General features: G+C 70.3%; 16 protein-coding genes. 12 read left to right on the plus strand and 4 right to left on the minus strand.

The window, feature by feature from the left end; all coding sequences use genetic code 11:
- Positions 1-58 precede the first annotated feature (58 nt).
- The 11 genes from V5F63_RS06065 (at position 59) to V5F63_RS06115 (ending at position 11,009) form a co-directional block, all read left to right on the plus strand.
- Positions 59-3,958, plus strand: coding sequence for a baseplate multidomain protein megatron (locus V5F63_RS06065; protein WP_394102540.1), 3,900 nt, complete (start codon positions 59-61; stop codon positions 3,956-3,958).
- A gap of 29 nt (positions 3,959-3,987) precedes the next feature.
- Positions 3,988-4,689 (plus strand): DUF2793 domain-containing protein, encoded by a 702-nt coding sequence (locus tag V5F63_RS06070; RefSeq protein ID WP_394102541.1) that lies wholly within the window; start codon positions 3,988-3,990, stop codon positions 4,687-4,689.
- A gap of 23 nt (positions 4,690-4,712) precedes the next feature.
- Complete coding sequence (locus V5F63_RS06075; protein ID WP_394102542.1) at positions 4,713-5,033, plus strand: spike base protein, RCAP_Rcc01079 family; 321 nt, start codon at positions 4,713-4,715, stop codon at positions 5,031-5,033.
- An 8-nt stretch (positions 5,034-5,041) separates the two neighbouring features.
- On the plus strand, positions 5,042-5,236 hold the full coding sequence (locus V5F63_RS06080; protein WP_394102543.1) for a hypothetical protein: 195 nt from the start codon (positions 5,042-5,044) through the stop codon (positions 5,234-5,236).
- Entirely contained in the window at positions 5,237-6,562 is a 1,326-nt protein-coding gene (locus tag V5F63_RS06085) for an SGNH/GDSL hydrolase family protein (protein WP_394102544.1), read from the plus strand.
- Between the two features lie 99 nt (positions 6,563-6,661).
- Positions 6,662-7,522, plus strand: a complete 861-nt coding sequence (locus V5F63_RS06090; protein WP_394102545.1) for a glycoside hydrolase family 108 protein — start codon at positions 6,662-6,664, stop codon at positions 7,520-7,522.
- On the plus strand, positions 7,519-7,839 hold the full coding sequence (locus tag V5F63_RS06095; protein ID WP_394102546.1) for a hypothetical protein: 321 nt from the start codon (positions 7,519-7,521) through the stop codon (positions 7,837-7,839). Before V5F63_RS06090 ends, V5F63_RS06095 begins: the two co-directional genes overlap by 4 nt.
- On the plus strand, positions 7,820-7,954 hold the full coding sequence (locus V5F63_RS06100) for a hypothetical protein (RefSeq protein WP_394102547.1): 135 nt from the start codon (positions 7,820-7,822) through the stop codon (positions 7,952-7,954). The genes V5F63_RS06095 and V5F63_RS06100 overlap by 20 nt, the downstream gene beginning before the upstream one ends.
- 250 nt (positions 7,955-8,204) lie before the next feature.
- The gene (locus tag V5F63_RS06105; protein WP_209488101.1) at positions 8,205-8,876 is read left to right on the plus strand and encodes a response regulator transcription factor; all 672 of its coding nucleotides are present in this window, start codon (positions 8,205-8,207) and stop codon (positions 8,874-8,876) included.
- Positions 8,877-8,940: 64 nt separating this feature from the next.
- The gene (locus V5F63_RS06110; RefSeq protein ID WP_394028965.1) at positions 8,941-10,362 is read left to right on the plus strand and encodes an ATP-binding protein; all 1,422 of its coding nucleotides are present in this window, start codon (positions 8,941-8,943) and stop codon (positions 10,360-10,362) included.
- Positions 10,363-10,571: 209 nt separating this feature from the next.
- A complete protein-coding gene (locus tag V5F63_RS06115; protein ID WP_209488103.1) occupies positions 10,572-11,009 on the plus strand; it encodes an RT0821/Lpp0805 family surface protein in 438 nt (145 codons plus the stop codon).
- A 114-nt stretch (positions 11,010-11,123) separates the two neighbouring features.
- Here V5F63_RS06115 and V5F63_RS06120 read toward each other — a convergent pair whose 3' ends face one another.
- A complete protein-coding gene (locus V5F63_RS06120) occupies positions 11,124-11,963 on the minus strand; it encodes a universal stress protein (RefSeq protein ID WP_209488104.1) in 840 nt (279 codons plus the stop codon).
- Between the two features lie 136 nt (positions 11,964-12,099).
- On the opposite strand from V5F63_RS06120, the gene V5F63_RS06125 reads away from it, so the two are divergent.
- Positions 12,100-12,735: a MarC family protein gene (locus V5F63_RS06125; protein WP_209488105.1), complete on the plus strand. Its 636-nt coding sequence runs from the start codon at positions 12,100-12,102 to the stop codon at positions 12,733-12,735.
- 25 nt (positions 12,736-12,760) lie between these two features.
- Here V5F63_RS06125 and V5F63_RS06130 read toward each other — a convergent pair whose 3' ends face one another.
- The 3 genes from V5F63_RS06130 to V5F63_RS06140 are packed head-to-tail and all read right to left on the minus strand — an operon-like array spanning position 12,761 to position 15,379.
- Complete coding sequence (locus tag V5F63_RS06130) at positions 12,761-13,822, minus strand: heme-dependent oxidative N-demethylase family protein (protein ID WP_209488106.1); 1,062 nt, start codon at positions 13,820-13,822, stop codon at positions 12,761-12,763.
- Positions 13,823-13,838: 16 nt separating this feature from the next.
- Positions 13,839-14,795: a PDR/VanB family oxidoreductase gene (locus V5F63_RS06135; protein WP_209488107.1), complete on the minus strand. Its 957-nt coding sequence runs from the start codon at positions 14,793-14,795 to the stop codon at positions 13,839-13,841.
- On the minus strand, positions 14,792-15,379 hold the full coding sequence (locus V5F63_RS06140; protein ID WP_209488108.1) for a dimethylamine monooxygenase subunit DmmA family protein: 588 nt from the start codon (positions 15,377-15,379) through the stop codon (positions 14,792-14,794). The genes V5F63_RS06135 and V5F63_RS06140 overlap by 4 nt, the downstream gene beginning before the upstream one ends.
- Between the last annotated feature and the right edge of the window lie 10 nt (positions 15,380-15,389).

The following is a 15,389-nucleotide window of genomic DNA, read 5'->3' on the forward strand; positions in this document are numbered from 1 at the left end:
GATGACGGCGCGATGGGGCGGGTTCGGATCATCTTCCCCCCATTCCGGAGCCTCACCCATGGCGACGCTGCTTCTCGGCGCGGCCGGCGGCCTTATCGGCGGCGCGCTGTTCGGACCCATCGGCGCGGTGGCGGGGCGGGCGCTTGGCGCGCTCGGCGGCTCGGTCATCGACGGGGCGCTTCTCGGCGGCAGTCGCTCGCGCCATGCGGAAGGCCCGCGCCTCACCGACCTCGACGTGATGGCATCCACCGCCGGTGCACCGCTGCCCCGCATCTACGGCCGCGCGCGCCTCGCCGGACAGGTCATCTGGGCCACCAAGCTCAAGGAGGTGAAGAAGGAGGAGACGCAGTCCGTCGGTGGCAAGGGCGGCAGCCTTTCCGCCAGCACCACGACCTACACCTATTACGCCAATTTCGCCGTGGCCCTGTGCGAAGGTCCGGTCTCGCGCATCGGCCGCATCTGGGCGGACGGCAAGCTGCTGGACACGCGCCGCCTGCACATCACCACCCATCTCGGCGCGGCGGACGAGGCGCCGGACTCGTGGATCGAGGCGAAGCAGGGCACGGCGGGCACGCCGGCCTATCGCGGCGTCGCCTACCTCACCTTCCGCAATCTGGAACTCACCGACTACGGCAACCGCCTGCCGCAGATCACCGTGGAGGTGGAGCGCTCCATCGGCGCGCTGGAGCGCCAGGTGCGCGCGGTGACTTTGATCCCCGGCGCCACCGAATTCGGCTACGACACGCGCAACATCCGCCAGGTCTATGGCGAGGCGAGCTACGGGCCGGAGAACCGGCACGTCACCTCCTTCTTCAGCGATTTCGAGGCCTCCCTCGACCAGCTCCTCGGCGCCTGCCCCAACCTCGCGCGCGTCTCGCTGGTGGTGTCCTGGTTCGGCGACGATCTGCGCGCCGGCCAATGCGCCGTGCGGCCGAAGTGCGAGCGCACGAACAAGGCGACCGCCCCCGCGCTGTGGAGCGTGGCAGGACAGACGCGGCTCACCACGCCCGCCGTCTCGCAATATGAGGGTCGCGCGGCCTATGGCGGCACCCCCTCCGACGACAGCGTGGTGCGCGCCATCGCCCGGATGACCGAGGAGGGGCTGAAGGTGACGCTCAACCCCTTCGTCATGATGGACATCCCCGCCGACAACACGCGCCCCGATCCGTGGACTGGCGCCGCCTCCCAGCCGCCCCATCCCTGGCGCGGGCGCATCACCTGCGATCCGGCGCCGGGGCGGACGGGGACGGTGGATGGCACGGCGGCCTGCCGCGCGCAGGTGGCGGCCTTGTTCGGCACGGCGGGGGCAGGGGACTTCACCCGCGTCGGCACGGGCGTGGTCTATCACGGGCCGGAGGAATGGAGCCTCCGGCGGATGGTGCTGCACTACGCCCATCTCGCCGTCGCGGCGGGCGGGGTGGAAGCCATCCTCATCGGCTCGGAAATGGCCGCGCTCACCCGCCTCACGGACGACACCGGTGCCTTCCCCGCCGCCGCCGCGCTGGCCGCGCTGGCGGCCGATGTGAAGGCGGTGGTGGGGCCGGATACCCTCGTCTCCTACGCCGCCGACTGGACGGAATACGGCGCGCAGGTGCTCGCCTCCGGCGCCGTGTGCTTTCCCCTCGATGCGGTGTGGGGCGCCGATGCGGTGGACTTCATCGGCATCGATTACTACCCCCCGCTCGCCGACTGGCGGGACGGCTCCGCCCATCTCGATGCGGGGCTGGCGCAGTCCATCCACGACCGCGCGTACCTGAAGGCCAACCTGCGCCGCGGCGAGGCCTTCGACTGGTTCTATACGGACGATGCCGCCCGCGCCGCGCAGGACCGCACCGCTATCACGGATGGCGCCTTCGGCGAGCCGTGGGTGTATCGCCAGAAGGATCTCTGGTCCTGGTGGGCGAACGCCCATCACGAGCGCATCGCGGGCGTGCGCAGCGCGACGCCCACCGCTTATGTGCCAGGCGCCAAGCCCATCCGCCTGATGGAGGCGGGATGCCCGGCGGTGGACAAGGGCGCCAACCGGCCGAGCGCCTTCCCGGATGCGAAATCCGCCGAGAACCGCCTGCCGCCCTTCTCCTCCGGCGCACGGGACGACCTCATCCAGCGCCGCGCGCTGGAGGCCATCCTCGCCACCTTCGGCGCGGATGCGGACCCCACCGACAACCCCGCCGCGACCCTCTATCCCGGCCGCATGGTCGAGCCCGACGCGCTGTTCCTGTGGAGCTGGGATGCGCGGCCCTATCCCCAATTCCCCTACGCCACCGACGTGTGGGCGGATGGCGCCAACTGGGCCACCGGCCACTGGCTCACCGGCCGTCTCGGCTCGGCGCCGCTCGATGCGCTGGTGGCGACGCTGGCCGCCGATTTCGGCATCGCCGACGTGGACAGTGCGCAGCTTGCCGGCGCCGTCGAGGGCTATGTGGTGGAGCAGCCCATGACCGCCCGCGCGGCGCTGGAGCCGCTCGCCCGCGCCTTCGCCTTCGAGGCGGGGGAAGGGGAGGGCGGCATCGTCTTCCGCCCGCGCGGGCAGGGGGCGGTGGCGGAGATCGCCACCGACGATCTGGTGCAGGTGGAGGGCACGCCGCTTCTCGCCGTCACCCGCGCGCAGGAGACGGAGCTGCCGCTGGAGGTGACGGTGGGCTTCGTTGATGCCCTGCGCGACTACCGCCGCGCCACCGTCTCCTCCCGCCGCCTCGCGGGGAAGAGCCGGCACGTGACGCAGGCGGACCTCGCGGTGGTGGCCTCCGACGCCGTGATGGTGCGCGCCGCCGATGTCTGGCTTCAGGACCTGTGGGCGGGGCGCGAGACGCTCTCCTTCTCCCTCCCGCCCTCCTTGCTCGCGCTCGCGCCCGGCGATCTCGTGCGGCTGACCTTCGATGGCCGCACGCGCCTCGTGGAGATCGTCCGCGTGGAGGAGGCGGAGGCGCTGGCCGTCACCGCCCGCACCATCGAGCCTGAGGTGTTCGACGTGGCGCTGGCGGAGGAGGGGGCGGGGAGCATCGCGCTGCCTGGCGCCTCCGGCCCGCCCGCGGTGCGGGTGCTCGATTTACCGGCTTTGTCGGAGGCGGAACCCGTTCCGCTGCAATGGCTTGCCGCCGCGGCCTCGCCCTGGCCGGGCACGCTCGCCATCTGGCGCTCCACCGATGGCGCGACCTTCGAGACGCTGGCGCCCATCACCGCCTCCGCCACCTTCGGCACCCTCACCGCGCCGCTTCCTCCGGGACCGCTGTGGCGGTTCGACCGGCACAATTGGATGGAGGTGACGCTTGAGACCTCCCTCCTCGTCTCGGCGAGCGAGGCCGAGGTGCTGGCGGGGACCAACCTCCTCGTGCTCCTCGCCGACGACCGCGCGCCGGAAATCGTCGCCTTCACCGAGGCGGAACTGGTGGATGCGGGCAGCTATCGCCTCAGCGGCCTGCTGCGCGGCCTCGCCGGCACGGAAGGCGCGGGGGCGGAAGCGTGGCCTGCGGGCACGCGCATCGTGCGCCTCGACGGCACCTTGGTGAGCGTCGCCAGCGGCGTCGCGGCGCTGGGGCGCAGCTTCATCTATCGCGTCGGCTCGGCCCGGGACGACCAGGGCGCGGAGGAGGTGACGGAAGTGTCCGCCACCGTCTCCGGCCGCGCGCTCACGCCGCTTTCGCCGGTGCATGTGCGGGCGCGGCGGACGGGGGCGGGCGTCGCGCTCTCCTTCATCCGCCGCACCCGCATCGCGGGGGACGGATGGGAGGCGGTGGAGGTGCCGCTGGGCGAAGCCAGCGAGGCCTACCGGCTCGACATCCTCGACGGCGGGACGGTGCGGCGAACCTTCACCCTCACGTCGCCCGAAGCCCTCTATGCGGCCGCTGACGAGAGCACCGATTTCGGTGCCCCGCAGAGTGAATTCACTGTCCGGATCGCCCAGCTCTCGGCCAGCGTCGGCGCGGGCGCGGCGATGACGGCGACCGTGCGGCCGTAAGGCTCTTCTCCTTCCATCGAGGTCCAGCCATGTCCGAGCAATCGGCGAACCTGGCGCTGCCCTATATCGCGGCGGCCCAGGCGCAGAAGCATGTCACCCATAATGAGGCCATCCGCCGCCTCGACGCCTTCGTGCAACTGGTGCTGGAGAGCGCCACCGCGACCGCGCCGCCGGCCTCACCCGCCGATGGCGCGCGCTGGTTCGTGCCCATCGGGGCGATGGGTATCTTTGCGGGGCGGGACGGGACGATCGCGGCCTATGAGGCGGGGGCGTTCGACTTCCTGCCCGTGGCTCAGGGCTTCCTCGCCTTCATCCGCGACGAGGGGCGGCTCGCTGTGTTCGACGGTGGCGCGTGGGTCTCGCCTCTGGCCGCGAGCGCCAGCCGCGCGGCCATCTCGGCGCGGGTGCTGGAAGAGGATGTGAACCTCTCCGGGGCCTACACCGAAAGCGCGCTCGCCATCCCCGACCGCGCCATCGTGCTCGCCGTCTCCTGTCGCACTCTGACGGCTGTGACCGGGGCCTCGGCCTATGATTGCGGCATTGCCGGCGAGCCCGCGAAGTTCGGCGGGAGCCTCGGCGCCGCGGCGGGCGCGACGAACATCGGCGTCATCGGCCCCACTGCCTTCTACGCGCCCACCCCCGTCCGCCTCACCGCCGTCGGCGGTGCCTTCACCGGCGGCACGGTGCGCCTCGCCCTTCACCTCCTCCTGTTCGCCGGTCCCGGCGCCTGATCCCATCCGCGGAGTGCCTGTCCATGCCCTACGATCCGGCGCGCGATCCCCTCAGCGGGCTCGCCGCTTCCCTCTCCTCGCCCTCGCGCCACCTGGTGGCGGTGACGCCCTCGGACACCGAGGACCTGCCCGTCTACGCCAAGGCCCTGTGGGTTTTCGTGCCGGAGGACGTGGCGGGCGGCGTTGCCACCATCCGCATCACGCCCGTCGGGAGTGCGGACGACGCGGTGGTCGACGTCCGCGCGCTCGCCGGCCTCCAGCCGCTGCCGCCGTGCCAGGTGCGCCGGGTCTGGGCCTCCGGCACCAGCGCCGGCCTGTCCGTCTATGCGCTGACCGATCGCTGAGGCCCGCCATGCTCGGCCCCGGCACAGACGCCCCGCGCACGGCCGTGGGCCGTGGCCGCGCCGCGCGCGCGCGCAGCATCCCCCTTCCCGGCCCGCCGCCCGGCTGCGGCTGGGTTTTCGTCACCGACCCTTCCGGCGCGCACCGGCCCGTCTTCGTCACCGACGGCGACGGACGGCAGCGGCCTGTCTACGTGGAGCTTTGAATGACTGATTTCACCCTTCCCGGCGTCGTCCTGTCCGATGCCATCGGCCGCCTCGCCGCCCTCGGTGCGCAGACCGTCGTCATCACCGGCGACAGCATCACCCAGCAGATGGGCTACACCGACAACGTCATCACCCAGTTCGACATTTCCTACGCGGTGTGGGCCAACGCCGTGATGGGCGGACGCTTCACCTTCCTCAACAATGCCGGTGTCGGCTCGACCCGGTCCGACACGATGCTGGCGAACATGGACGAAAAGGTCCTCGCCTATCAGCCCGACTGGTGCTGGATGCTGATCGGCGCCAATGACGCCAACGCCTCCACCGGCACCTCGGCGGAGATCATCGCGGGCTTCAAGACCAATGTCTCCGCCGCCATCGCGAAGTGCCGCGCGGCGGGCGTGCGCGTGCTCATCGGCACCATCATGCCCACGCTGTCCAGCAACACCAGCTGGAGCGCGGAGCGGGTCTATCGCGTGCACACCATGAACAGCTGGATCCGCGCGCTGCCCCACACCTATCCCGGGCTCGTGGTTGCGGACTTCGCCGCCGCGCTCGTCGATCCCACCAGCGCCACGGGCCAGCCGAAGAGCGGCTATCTGCAGGCGGACGACGGCATCCATCCCAGCCACAAGGGCGCCTATTACATGGGCCTCGTGGTGAAGGAGGCGCTGGAGGGCATCACCCCCAAGGCGCCCCGGCTGGTGGCCTCGGTGACGGATACCTACGGCTATAATTCCGCCGGGCAGCAGATGTTCGACAATCCGCTGTTCACCACCACCTCGGGCGGCACGAACTCCACCTCCGGCACCATCACGGGCACCGTTCCGGGCGGATGTACTCTGCTGAAGTCCGGCACCTGGGGGAGCTCCTATGGGGCCTCCGACACGGTGGCGCGGGCGGACGGCTTCGGCAACGACTGGCGCGTGACGGTGACCAATACCGGCGCCAATGAAGACAACCTCTCCCTCTCCTCCTTCAACCTCAGCGCCCGCTTCGCGGCCGGCGACAAGGTGTTCGCCACCGCCTCCGTGGCGGCGTCGGGGCTCGCGCAGTGGAAGGGCGCCAGCTTCTTCGTCGAATCCACCTCCGGCTCCACCACCTATCGCGCCGGAGCGCTGGAGCGGGCGACGACGGACGATCCCGCGGCGGCGGTGGGCACCTTCTTCCAGGGCGATCACGAGGTGACGCTGGTGACGGGCGTGCTCACCATCCCGGAGGGCTTCTCCAGCTTCTACTGGCGCGCGCGGCCGCGCTGGATTGCCGCCGGCGGCACCGGCATCGTCCGCATCGGCCGCGTCGGCATCTGGAAGATCCCCGCCGCCTGAGCCGCGACACCGGCGGCCGTCCACGGCGGCTGGCTGCCTCCGATCCCTTCCGGGGCTCCGCATCGCGGGGCCCCTTTCGCTTTCCGGAAAGGCCCGGTCATGGTCGCGCAGAATTTCGCGCCGGCGCTCGCCGCCGTGCTCCGCCACGAGGGCGGCTATTCCAACCATCCCGACGATCCCGGCGGCCCCACCATGAAGGGCGTCATCCAGCGCGTCTACGACGCCTGGCGGCGCTCGAAGGGGCTCGCCTTGCGTCCGGTCCGCGAGATCGAGGACGCCGAGCTGAAGGAAATCTATCGTCGCCAGTATTGGGACGCCGTGCGCGCCGACGAACTGCCCGACGGCATCGACTATGTGGTGTTCGACGGCGCGGTGAATTCCGGCCCGGCGCAATCTGCGAAGTGGCTCCAGCGCGCGCTCTCCCTCTCCGCCGACGGGCAGGTGGGGGAGGTGACGCTCGCTACCGCGCGCGCCACCGCCGAGCACGCGCCGGCCCGCCTCGTGAACGACATCTGCGACCGCCGCCTCGCCATGCTCCAGGCGCTGCGCACCTGGCCGGTCTTCGGCAAGGGCTGGGGCCGGCGCGTCGCCGACGTGCGCAAGCTCGGGAAATCCTGGGCGACCGGCGGGCGGACCTCTTCCGTCGCCGTGCCGGCCAAGGACGGGGAGGGGGCCAAGGGCGCGCTGGCGAGCGCGAAGCCCGCGCCGCGACCCGAGGCGGGCGCGGGTGCCGTGGCCGGCGGCCTCGTTGCCTCCACCGTGGCCGAGGCGGCGCGGCAGATCGAGCCCCACGCCGTCGGCTCGCCTTTGCTGGCCAATGTCTTCGCCGCGCTCACCCTGCTCGGCCTCCTCGCCACCCTCGCGGGCCTCGCCTGGGTCTGGTGGAGCGCGCACGCGGGGGCGAAGCGGGCCGAGGTGCTCGACCTCGGCACCGGCACGGCCGGGGAGGCGAAGCCGTGAGCTGGGCGCTCGACGCCCTAGCGGGTTTCCTCGGCTACGGCGTGCCGTGGTGGGCCTGGGGCATTCCCGGCGGCCTCGCCGTGGCGGTGCTGCTGCGCCTGTTCGGCGTGCGGGCGGCGGGGATCGCCGCCGCCGTCCTCGCCGTCGTCCTCGTCACCCGGCGCGCCGCCCAGCGCGGCTATGACCGCGCCCTGAAAGAAGGAGAACGCGATGTCTCGAAAAGCCTTTCTGCCGCGCGGTCTGCGCGGGATGCTGCCGCTCGCCGCGACGGCGATGCTGGCCGGCTGCGCGACGACGATGGGTTCCGGCGCGACTAGGGTCTATTGCGGCGCCGCCGCCCCCATCCGCTGGTCCCTCTCCGACACTGACGAGACCATCCGCCAGGCCAAGGCCGCCAACGCGGTCGGCCGACGCCTGTGCGGCTGGCGGTGAGTGGCACGCCGGGCGCCCCCCCATTAAGCCCGCGCGGCGCTTGAGCGTGACCGCCCAAAAACAACCGCGCGGCGCTTGAGCGTGACCGCCCAAAAACAACCGCGCGGCGCTTGAGCGTGGCCGGTCGAAGACCGGGGCCGACGGCCCGAGCGCTTCCTGCGGCGCCCCGTCATCGCTGACAGGCGCGCAAGGCTCTGTCATTCTTGGCCTCTGTCGCTTAAGGAGGATCAGGCGAAGGCGGAGGGGCACCGTGCGCTTGTTGGTGATCGAGGACGATCCCGAGCTGAACCGGCAGCTCGTCGAGGCGCTGGGCGACGCCGGCTATGCCGTCGACCGGGCCTATGACGGGCTGGAAGGCCAATTCCTCGGCGAAACCGAGCCCTACGACGCCATCGTGCTCGACATCGGCCTGCCGAAGCTCGACGGCATCTCCGTGCTGGAAAGCTGGCGGCGGGCGGGCAAGACCACCCCCGTCCTCATCCTCACCGCCCGCGACCGCTGGAGCGACAAGGTGCAGGGCTTCGATGCCGGCGCCGACGATTACGTCGCCAAGCCCTTCCACATGGAGGAGGTGCTCGCCCGCCTGCGCGCCTTGCTGCGACGGGCCACCGGCCACGCCTCCAGCGAGATGTCCTGCGGCCCGGTGCGGCTCGACACCCGCTCCGGCCGGGTCTCGGTGGATGGCAATCCGGTCAAGCTCACGTCGCACGAATATCGCCTGCTTTCCTACCTCATGCACCATGCGGGGCGCGTGGTGTCGCGCGGGGAATTGGTGGAGCACCTCTACGACCAGGATTTCGACCGCGATTCCAACACCATCGAGGTGTTCGTGGGGCGCCTGCGCAAGAAGCTCGACTGCGACGTGATCCAGACCGTGCGCGGCCTCGGCTATCTGCTCGCGGCCCCCGAGGAGCCGCGCTGACCCATGGCCTGCTCCCTTCCGGCCCGCTCCCGTCCGGCCCGCTCCCGCACGGCGGCGCGCTGACATGACGGACCCGGCCCGCCGCCCGCCGGAATACACCCCCGGCTCCCTGGCGTTCCGCCTCGTGCTCTCCGCCATGGGCATCACCGTGGTGGTGCTGCTGGTGGTGGGGCTCGTGCTCGCCTCGCTCTATCGCAGCTCCGCCGAGCGGGCGTTCGACCGGCAGCTCGACATCTATCTGAAGATCATCGTCGCGGACGTGGCCAATGCGTCCGAACGCCTGCCCGAGCCGGCGGGGCTGGCCGACCCGCTCTTCGCCTTCCCCCATTCCGGCTGGTACTGGCAGATCGCGCTCAAGTCCGACGGCGTGAATGAACGGCGGACCTCGCGTTCGCTGGTGGGCGAAAGTCTTCCGCTGCTGGCCGCGCAGGGTATCAGCGGGCGCCCCGGCCTGATGCGGCAGGGCTATGCCACGGGTCCGGGCAACGTCGCCGTGCGGGTTGTGGAGCGCGACGTCGACCTCGGGCCGGATGCCCATTACATCGTGTCGGTGGCGGCCGCCGCGTCCGATCTCGAAGCGGAGATCTCCGCCTTCAACTTCTCGCTCGCCACGACACTGGTGGTGCTGGCCTGCGCCTTCCTCCTCGTGGTGATCGTGCAGGTGCGGTTCGGGCTGAAGCCGCTGACGCGCATCTCCCAGGCGCTCTCGGACGTGCGCTCCGGCAAGGCCGAGCGGCTGGAGGGCACCTATCCCATCGAGATCGTGCCGCTGGTGCGCGAGGTGAATGCCCTCATCGACGCCAACCATGAGATCGTGGAGCGCGCCCGCACCCACGTCGGCAACCTCGCCCATGCGCTCAAGACCCCCCTCTCCGTGCTGATGAACGAGGCCGGTACCCGCGACGATCCGCTCGCCATGCGCGTGCGCGACCAGGCCGGGGTGATGCGCGATCAGGTCGCCCACCATCTGGAGCGCGCCCGCATGGCCGCCCGCATCTCCGTGGTGGCGAGCGTGTGCGAGGTGACGGCGGTCATCACCGCGCTGGCCCGCACCATGGAGAAGATCCACCGCACCAAGGATCTCGCCATCGACGTGCGCATCCCCGAGGACGTGCACTTCCGGGGCGAGCGGCAGGACCTCGAGGAGATGTTCGGCAATCTTATCGACAATGCCTGCAAGTGGGCTTCCTCCCGGGTGGAGGTCGAGGTGCTGGTGGAGCGGCCGCGCACCCCCGGCGACCGGGTCTATTTCCATGTGAGCATCGACGATGACGGCCCCGGTCTCGATCCCGCCCGGCGGGTGGATGTGGGTCGGCGGGGGCGGCGGCTGGATGAATCCAAGCCCGGCTCCGGCCTTGGCCTGTCCATCGTGCAGGAACTGGCGCTGCTCTATGGCGGGCGGTTCGAGCTGAGCTCGGCCCCCATCGGCGGGCTCCGTACGGAACTGGTGCTGCCTGCAGCGGCAGCGCCGCCCCCGCCCACCTGACGTTTCCCGGCCGGGCTGGTGCGGGTGATACCGTGGCGCCACAGCCTGCGGCAAACCGTCTTCACAGTAAGACTTGCGGTGCCTAAGAGAGCCCATCAGCCTCTTTGTTGCCCCAATCGGTGATCCGATGGGCTGGTCTGAGCGTTGATGACGTGCACGGGCATTTTGCCCGGGTCCGTCCTGCCCGTTGTTCTGCCCGAGGCCTGTTCATGTTCGTCCGCGTGTCCCGCGTCTTTCCCGCGTCCGCAGTGGTCCTCGCCCTTGCGCTCGGCGGATGCGCGACCGACACGACCGGCAACAAGGCAACGGCGGCGCTGGCGGCCCTGCCCACGGCACCGGTCATGTCCGGCACGGTCTCCGGCGGCCTCATCAGCGGCGGCATCGGCAACGGGCTCGACGACGCCGACCGGCAACGCGCCTACGACGCCGAGATTTCCGCGCTGGAGACGGGCGGCCCCGGCTATCCCATCGGCTGGAAGGGCGACGGCACCGCGCGCGGCACGGTCATCGCCGGCCCGCCCTACAACCGCGCCGGCTTCCAGAGCTGCCGCGACTATTCCCACACCATCTATATCGACAATCGCCCCCAGATCGCCCGCGGCGCCGCCTGCCGCACGGCGGAGGGCCGCTGGCAGCCGGTGAGCTGAGCGCGCTAGGACCCCGCCGCCTGAGGCGATGCGGGGCGGTGCGCGGACATGGCTTTCGGGAACGCTGGTAAAGGATGGGCGGCCGCCTGAGGCGCGCCGCGCCGGCATCAGCTTTCAGTAGGACATGAACAGGGGGACCTTGCAGTCCTCCAGCAGCGACTCGGTGACGCCGCCAAGCACCCATTCGCGGATGCGCGAGTGGTTGAAGGCGCCCATGACGATGAGGTCGGCGCCGATCAGACCCGCCTGCTCGCGCAGGGTCGCGGCCACGCCGTCCGGGCTCACCACAAGGTTCTTCACGTCCACATGGACGCCATGGCGGGCGAGATGGGGCGCGAGCTCGGCACCGGGCACCTCGTGCGCCAGCTCCTTCTCCGAACCGATGGCGAGCACCTCCACGGAGGCCGCGGACTTGAGGATGCCCATGGCATCGTTGACGGCCCGCGTCGCACGCACGCTCGCATCCCAGGCGATGAGAACGCGGTCGTGCTTGAAGGTGTCCACCCCCGGCGGGACCACGATGACCGGCCGGCCGCTCTCGAACAGCAGCGCCTCGATGAGCCCGCGGTCGGCATTCACGGTCGCGACCTCCGCGTCCAGCACCGAGATGTCATGCACCCGCGCCTGGGCGATAAACAGCTCGACCAGCTGCCCGTAGGCAAGCTGCGGCGTTTCCACCGAGGCGGCGACACCGGCGGCCGCCGCATCGCCCCGCGCCCGCTCCGCCACGTCCTGCGCCAGCTGCCTGAGCCGCCGGTTGTGGGCGGCGACAAGGCCGGTGGCGACATTGCTGACGAAGGTATTGCCCATCACCACCTTCAGCGAGGCCGCCTGGATGGTGGCATGGGCGCCCGATTGCTGGGCCAGCGACAAGCCATAGGCGAGCGCGGCGGAGGGTTCGTCAATGCCCTCTTCCGTCATCCCGATGAGCACGCTTTTTATGTTCTGCACCATTTGGCGTTTCCTCCTGACACGAGATCAAGGTATCCGAAGGCTTCAGCGTGTCGTTGCGTCATGTCAAGGGCGCAGGGCGCCGGTACCGGTTGCCAGCCCATTTCCGTGAGGTAATAAGAGGCGCGAGGGAGCGCCCATGATCGATGATCTGAACCTGTTCGCGAGCCAGCTGGTCACGCTCTGGGTCGTGCTGGAACCGCTGAGCCATCTCAGCATGTTTCTCGCCACCACCTCCCACCTCGATCGGCAGGAACGGCACAAGGTGGCGGCCATGGGCACCGCCTTCGCCTTCCTCATCCTGGTGGTGTTCACGCTCCTTGGCCGGATGCTGCTGGAGGCGATGGGCATCTCCATCCTCGCCTTCCAGATCTCCGGCGGCATCATACTGTTCTATTTCTCGATGACCATGATCTTCGGGGCGATGACGCAGCATGCCGTGACGGCCGATCCCGAGCGGCGGCTCGTCCACATCGCGGTCTATCCCATCGCGACGCCCATCGTGGCGGGGCCGGGCGCCATTCTCGCCATGGTGTTGTTCTCCGACAACAACCGCGGCGCCCCGCTCTCCCAGCACCTCATCACGGTGAGCGTGCTGGTGCTGATGTCGCTGGTGCTGTTCGCCATCTTCTGGCTGGGCGACTACATCGCCAAGGTGCTGGGGGAGGGCGGGGCGAGCCTGCTGCGGCGGATCATGGGCATCCTGCTCGCCGCCTTCTCGGTCAATCTGGTGCTCAACGCCTTCCAGAAATGGCTCAGCCTGCCGCCGATCTGAGCGGCGGGAGGCTGGCCGTTGCGGATCAGGCCTCGATCTTGTCGATGTCCGGCGCGATGCCCGCAGAGGTGGGGGCGCCGTCGTCCAGCGGCGCCAGATAGTCCACCACCATCTCGCGGAAGCGCGGGAGGCCCTTGTAGGCGGCGATGTCCGGATTGAGGTCGCGCAGCACCCGGTGCAGCCGCCGGCGCCACTTGGGCACCTTGGCGATGTCCGCGACGCTGGTGAGATAGCAGCGGATGCCGAACAGGATGGCGTTGGAGCGGGGCAGGCGATAGAGCGTCTGCAGCTCCACGCGCAGGTGCACCTTATCCGCCACGTTCTGCGGCGTCACCGACGCCTTGTCGGGCCCCCACACGGGATAGTTTTCCGGCGAGGTATCGAGGCGCGGGTTCACCGTCATGGTCCAGTTGAGGCGGCGCACCGGCTGGCCATACTGGAGGCGCAGGAGATACTTCAGGGCGCGGTCGAACACGCCCTTCTCGTGCGCCAGCGGCACCGGGCCGTGCCACTCGTGGAAGCTCATGCCGATGTCGAACTCCAGCGACCAGTCGGCCTGGGTCGTCACCATACCGCCGTCCACGAAGAGGTTGTCCTCGCGCTGGTCCTGAAGGGTGAAATCGCCCTGCGCCTGGCGGGTAATGTATTCGAACGGCCCGCAGGGCAGCGTCTCGGCCTTGCCGAAGATGAAGCTCTGCTGGATGCCGAGCGGCCGGTTCACCCAGGTCCAGGCGTCGCCGTCCTTGGACAGGGTGAAGTGCTCGGGATAATCCGCCGCAAGGCTCTCCATGATGAGCTCGAGGGTGTCCCACTCCGCCGTCATCATGTGCGGCAGCACCTGGCAGCGCTTGGGGTCCTCGGCGAGGACGCGGGCGCGCTCCTTGCACTCCGCGATATAGTGCTCGTCGATGTCGAACACCGCCTGGAAGGCGGCCGTGGGGCCGCCGCGCACGTGGGGCTCGATGTTCACCGAATACATGTAGCTGTCTTCGGGGAACGGGAAGGGGAAGCGCAGGAGGTCCTCGGGCGACTTCTTGTAGGTGAAGGTGTCGCGGAAGGTCTCTGCGGGCTTGAACTGGACGGTCATGCGGATCCTCCCGGGATCACAGGTCGATGACGATGCGCGGGCCGCGGGCACGCGACACGCAGGTCATGATGAGGGTGCCGGCCGCCTTCTCCTCGGCGGAGAGGAAGTCGTCGCGATGGTCCGCTTCGCCCTCCACGAGGGAGGTGGCGCACTGGCCGCAGGCGCCGCCACGGCACAGGCACGGGGCCTCCACGCCGGCCGCCTCGATGGCTTCCAAGAGGCTCTGGCTTTCGCCCACCTCCACCTCGATGCCGGACTTCCGCAGCACGGCGCGGAAGGGCAGGCCGGTGACGTCGCCGCCGAAGCTTTCCTTATGGACCTTGCCCTTGGGCCAGCCGAGGGCGGCGGCGGTGGAGGCCACCGCATCCATCAGGCTGTGCGGCCCGCAGACATAGACATGGGTGCCCAGCGGCTGGCGCGCCAGCAGGCCGGCGAGATCGAAGGCGGCGCGGCCGCCGCCATGCACGCGGATTTCCTCGCCCGCCGCATAGGGCGCGAGCAGGCGCTCGAACACCGGCACTTCCTCCAGAGTCGCGAGCTGGTGCAATTCGAAGCGGGCGCCGCGCGCCTTCAGCTCCGGCAGGAAGGACAGAAGCGGCGTGATGCCGATGCCGCCGCCGATGAGCAGGTGCTTCTTCGCGGTGGAGGCGAGCGGGAAGAGGCTCACCGGATTGGCCATCTCCAGCACGTCGCCCGCCGCGACCCGGCGGTGGAGAAAAGAGGAGCCGCCCCGCGACTGGGCGACGAGGCGCACGATGATGTCGTAGCGCGCCCGCTCGGACGGCGGGGAGACGAGGGAATAGGCGTTCTTCATCACCCGCGCCCCGTCGCGCAGGGTGAGGAGAACGTGCCCACCCGCCGGTGGGGTGGGGAACGCGCCGCCATGGGCCGGCTCGAAGGAGAAGCGCTTGAGGCTCGGCGCGAGCTCGACGATCTCGCGCACGCGCACGCTGAAGGGCTGGGCGGCGGTCATGCGTAAAGCTCCTCGGCCTCGGGCACCTCACCCGGCACCTCGGCGTCCACCTGGACGCCCATGAAGGCGGCGAGCCGCCGTGAGAAATGATCGCGCACGAACAGGGATGCGCCGCAGCCCGGGCAGGTGAAGATGGAGGTGGTGACGCCCTCGCTCACCGTCCGGCAATGGACGCAATAGATGCGCCTTGCCTTCGGGCCGACCTCGGCGAAGGCGGTCTCCTGCCGGCTGAGGCCGGCCTTTTCCGCGCGGCCCCACACGTCCCACAGGAACGGCTCGGCGCCGGCCGCATAGAGGCGCAGCCCCATGGTCTCGCGGGCGAGCCGCTCCTCCAGCGCGGAGAACAGGTGCGTCACGGAGCGGAAGGTGGCGACGCTGCCCGGCGCCTCCTCCATGGCCGGGGCGGAGGCCACGGCGCTACGCCGGGCCACCGTCCAGACCTCGAAGGCGGAGGGGGCAACCCCCTCCGCCAGCGCCTCAGCCGGAACCTCGGCCGCCTCGACCACCAGCAGGTGGTGCCGTCCGGACGGGTCCGGAGCCAGCGGCGCGTACTTCGGGCGGCTCTTGATACCCTGGTCGCTCATTTCGTCTCCG

This window comes from Xanthobacter wiegelii (assembly GCF_043193855.2).
GTDB lineage: Bacteria > Pseudomonadota > Alphaproteobacteria > Rhizobiales > Xanthobacteraceae > Xanthobacter > Xanthobacter flavus_A.

Excerpts from the sequence above, each read along its gene's own strand:
- V5F63_RS06115 (WP_209488103.1), top strand. The coding sequence starts at position 10,572 with ATGTTCGTCCGCGTGTCCCGCGTCTTTCCCGCGTCCGCAGTGGTCCTC.
- V5F63_RS06075 (WP_394102542.1), top strand. The coding sequence starts at position 4,713 with ATGCCCTACGATCCGGCGCGCGATCCCCTCAGCGGGCTCGCCGCTTCC.
- V5F63_RS06110 (WP_394028965.1), top strand. The coding sequence starts at position 8,941 with ATGACGGACCCGGCCCGCCGCCCGCCGGAATACACCCCCGGCTCCCTG.
- V5F63_RS06120 (WP_209488104.1), bottom strand. The coding sequence starts at position 11,963 with ATGGTGCAGAACATAAAAAGCGTGCTCATCGGGATGACGGAAGAGGGC.
- V5F63_RS06070 (WP_394102541.1), top strand. The coding sequence starts at position 3,988 with ATGTCCGAGCAATCGGCGAACCTGGCGCTGCCCTATATCGCGGCGGCC.
- V5F63_RS06085 (WP_394102544.1), top strand. The coding sequence starts at position 5,237 with ATGACTGATTTCACCCTTCCCGGCGTCGTCCTGTCCGATGCCATCGGC.
- V5F63_RS06065 (WP_394102540.1), top strand. The coding sequence starts at position 59 with ATGGCGACGCTGCTTCTCGGCGCGGCCGGCGGCCTTATCGGCGGCGCG.
- V5F63_RS06130 (WP_209488106.1), bottom strand. The coding sequence starts at position 13,822 with ATGACCGTCCAGTTCAAGCCCGCAGAGACCTTCCGCGACACCTTCACC.
- V5F63_RS06140 (WP_209488108.1), bottom strand. The coding sequence starts at position 15,379 with ATGAGCGACCAGGGTATCAAGAGCCGCCCGAAGTACGCGCCGCTGGCT.
- V5F63_RS06080 (WP_394102543.1), top strand. The coding sequence starts at position 5,042 with ATGCTCGGCCCCGGCACAGACGCCCCGCGCACGGCCGTGGGCCGTGGC.
- V5F63_RS06125 (WP_209488105.1), top strand. The coding sequence starts at position 12,100 with ATGATCGATGATCTGAACCTGTTCGCGAGCCAGCTGGTCACGCTCTGG.
- V5F63_RS06090 (WP_394102545.1), top strand. The coding sequence starts at position 6,662 with ATGGTCGCGCAGAATTTCGCGCCGGCGCTCGCCGCCGTGCTCCGCCAC.
- V5F63_RS06135 (WP_209488107.1), bottom strand. The coding sequence starts at position 14,795 with ATGACCGCCGCCCAGCCCTTCAGCGTGCGCGTGCGCGAGATCGTCGAG.
- V5F63_RS06100 (WP_394102547.1), top strand. The coding sequence starts at position 7,820 with ATGGGTTCCGGCGCGACTAGGGTCTATTGCGGCGCCGCCGCCCCCATC.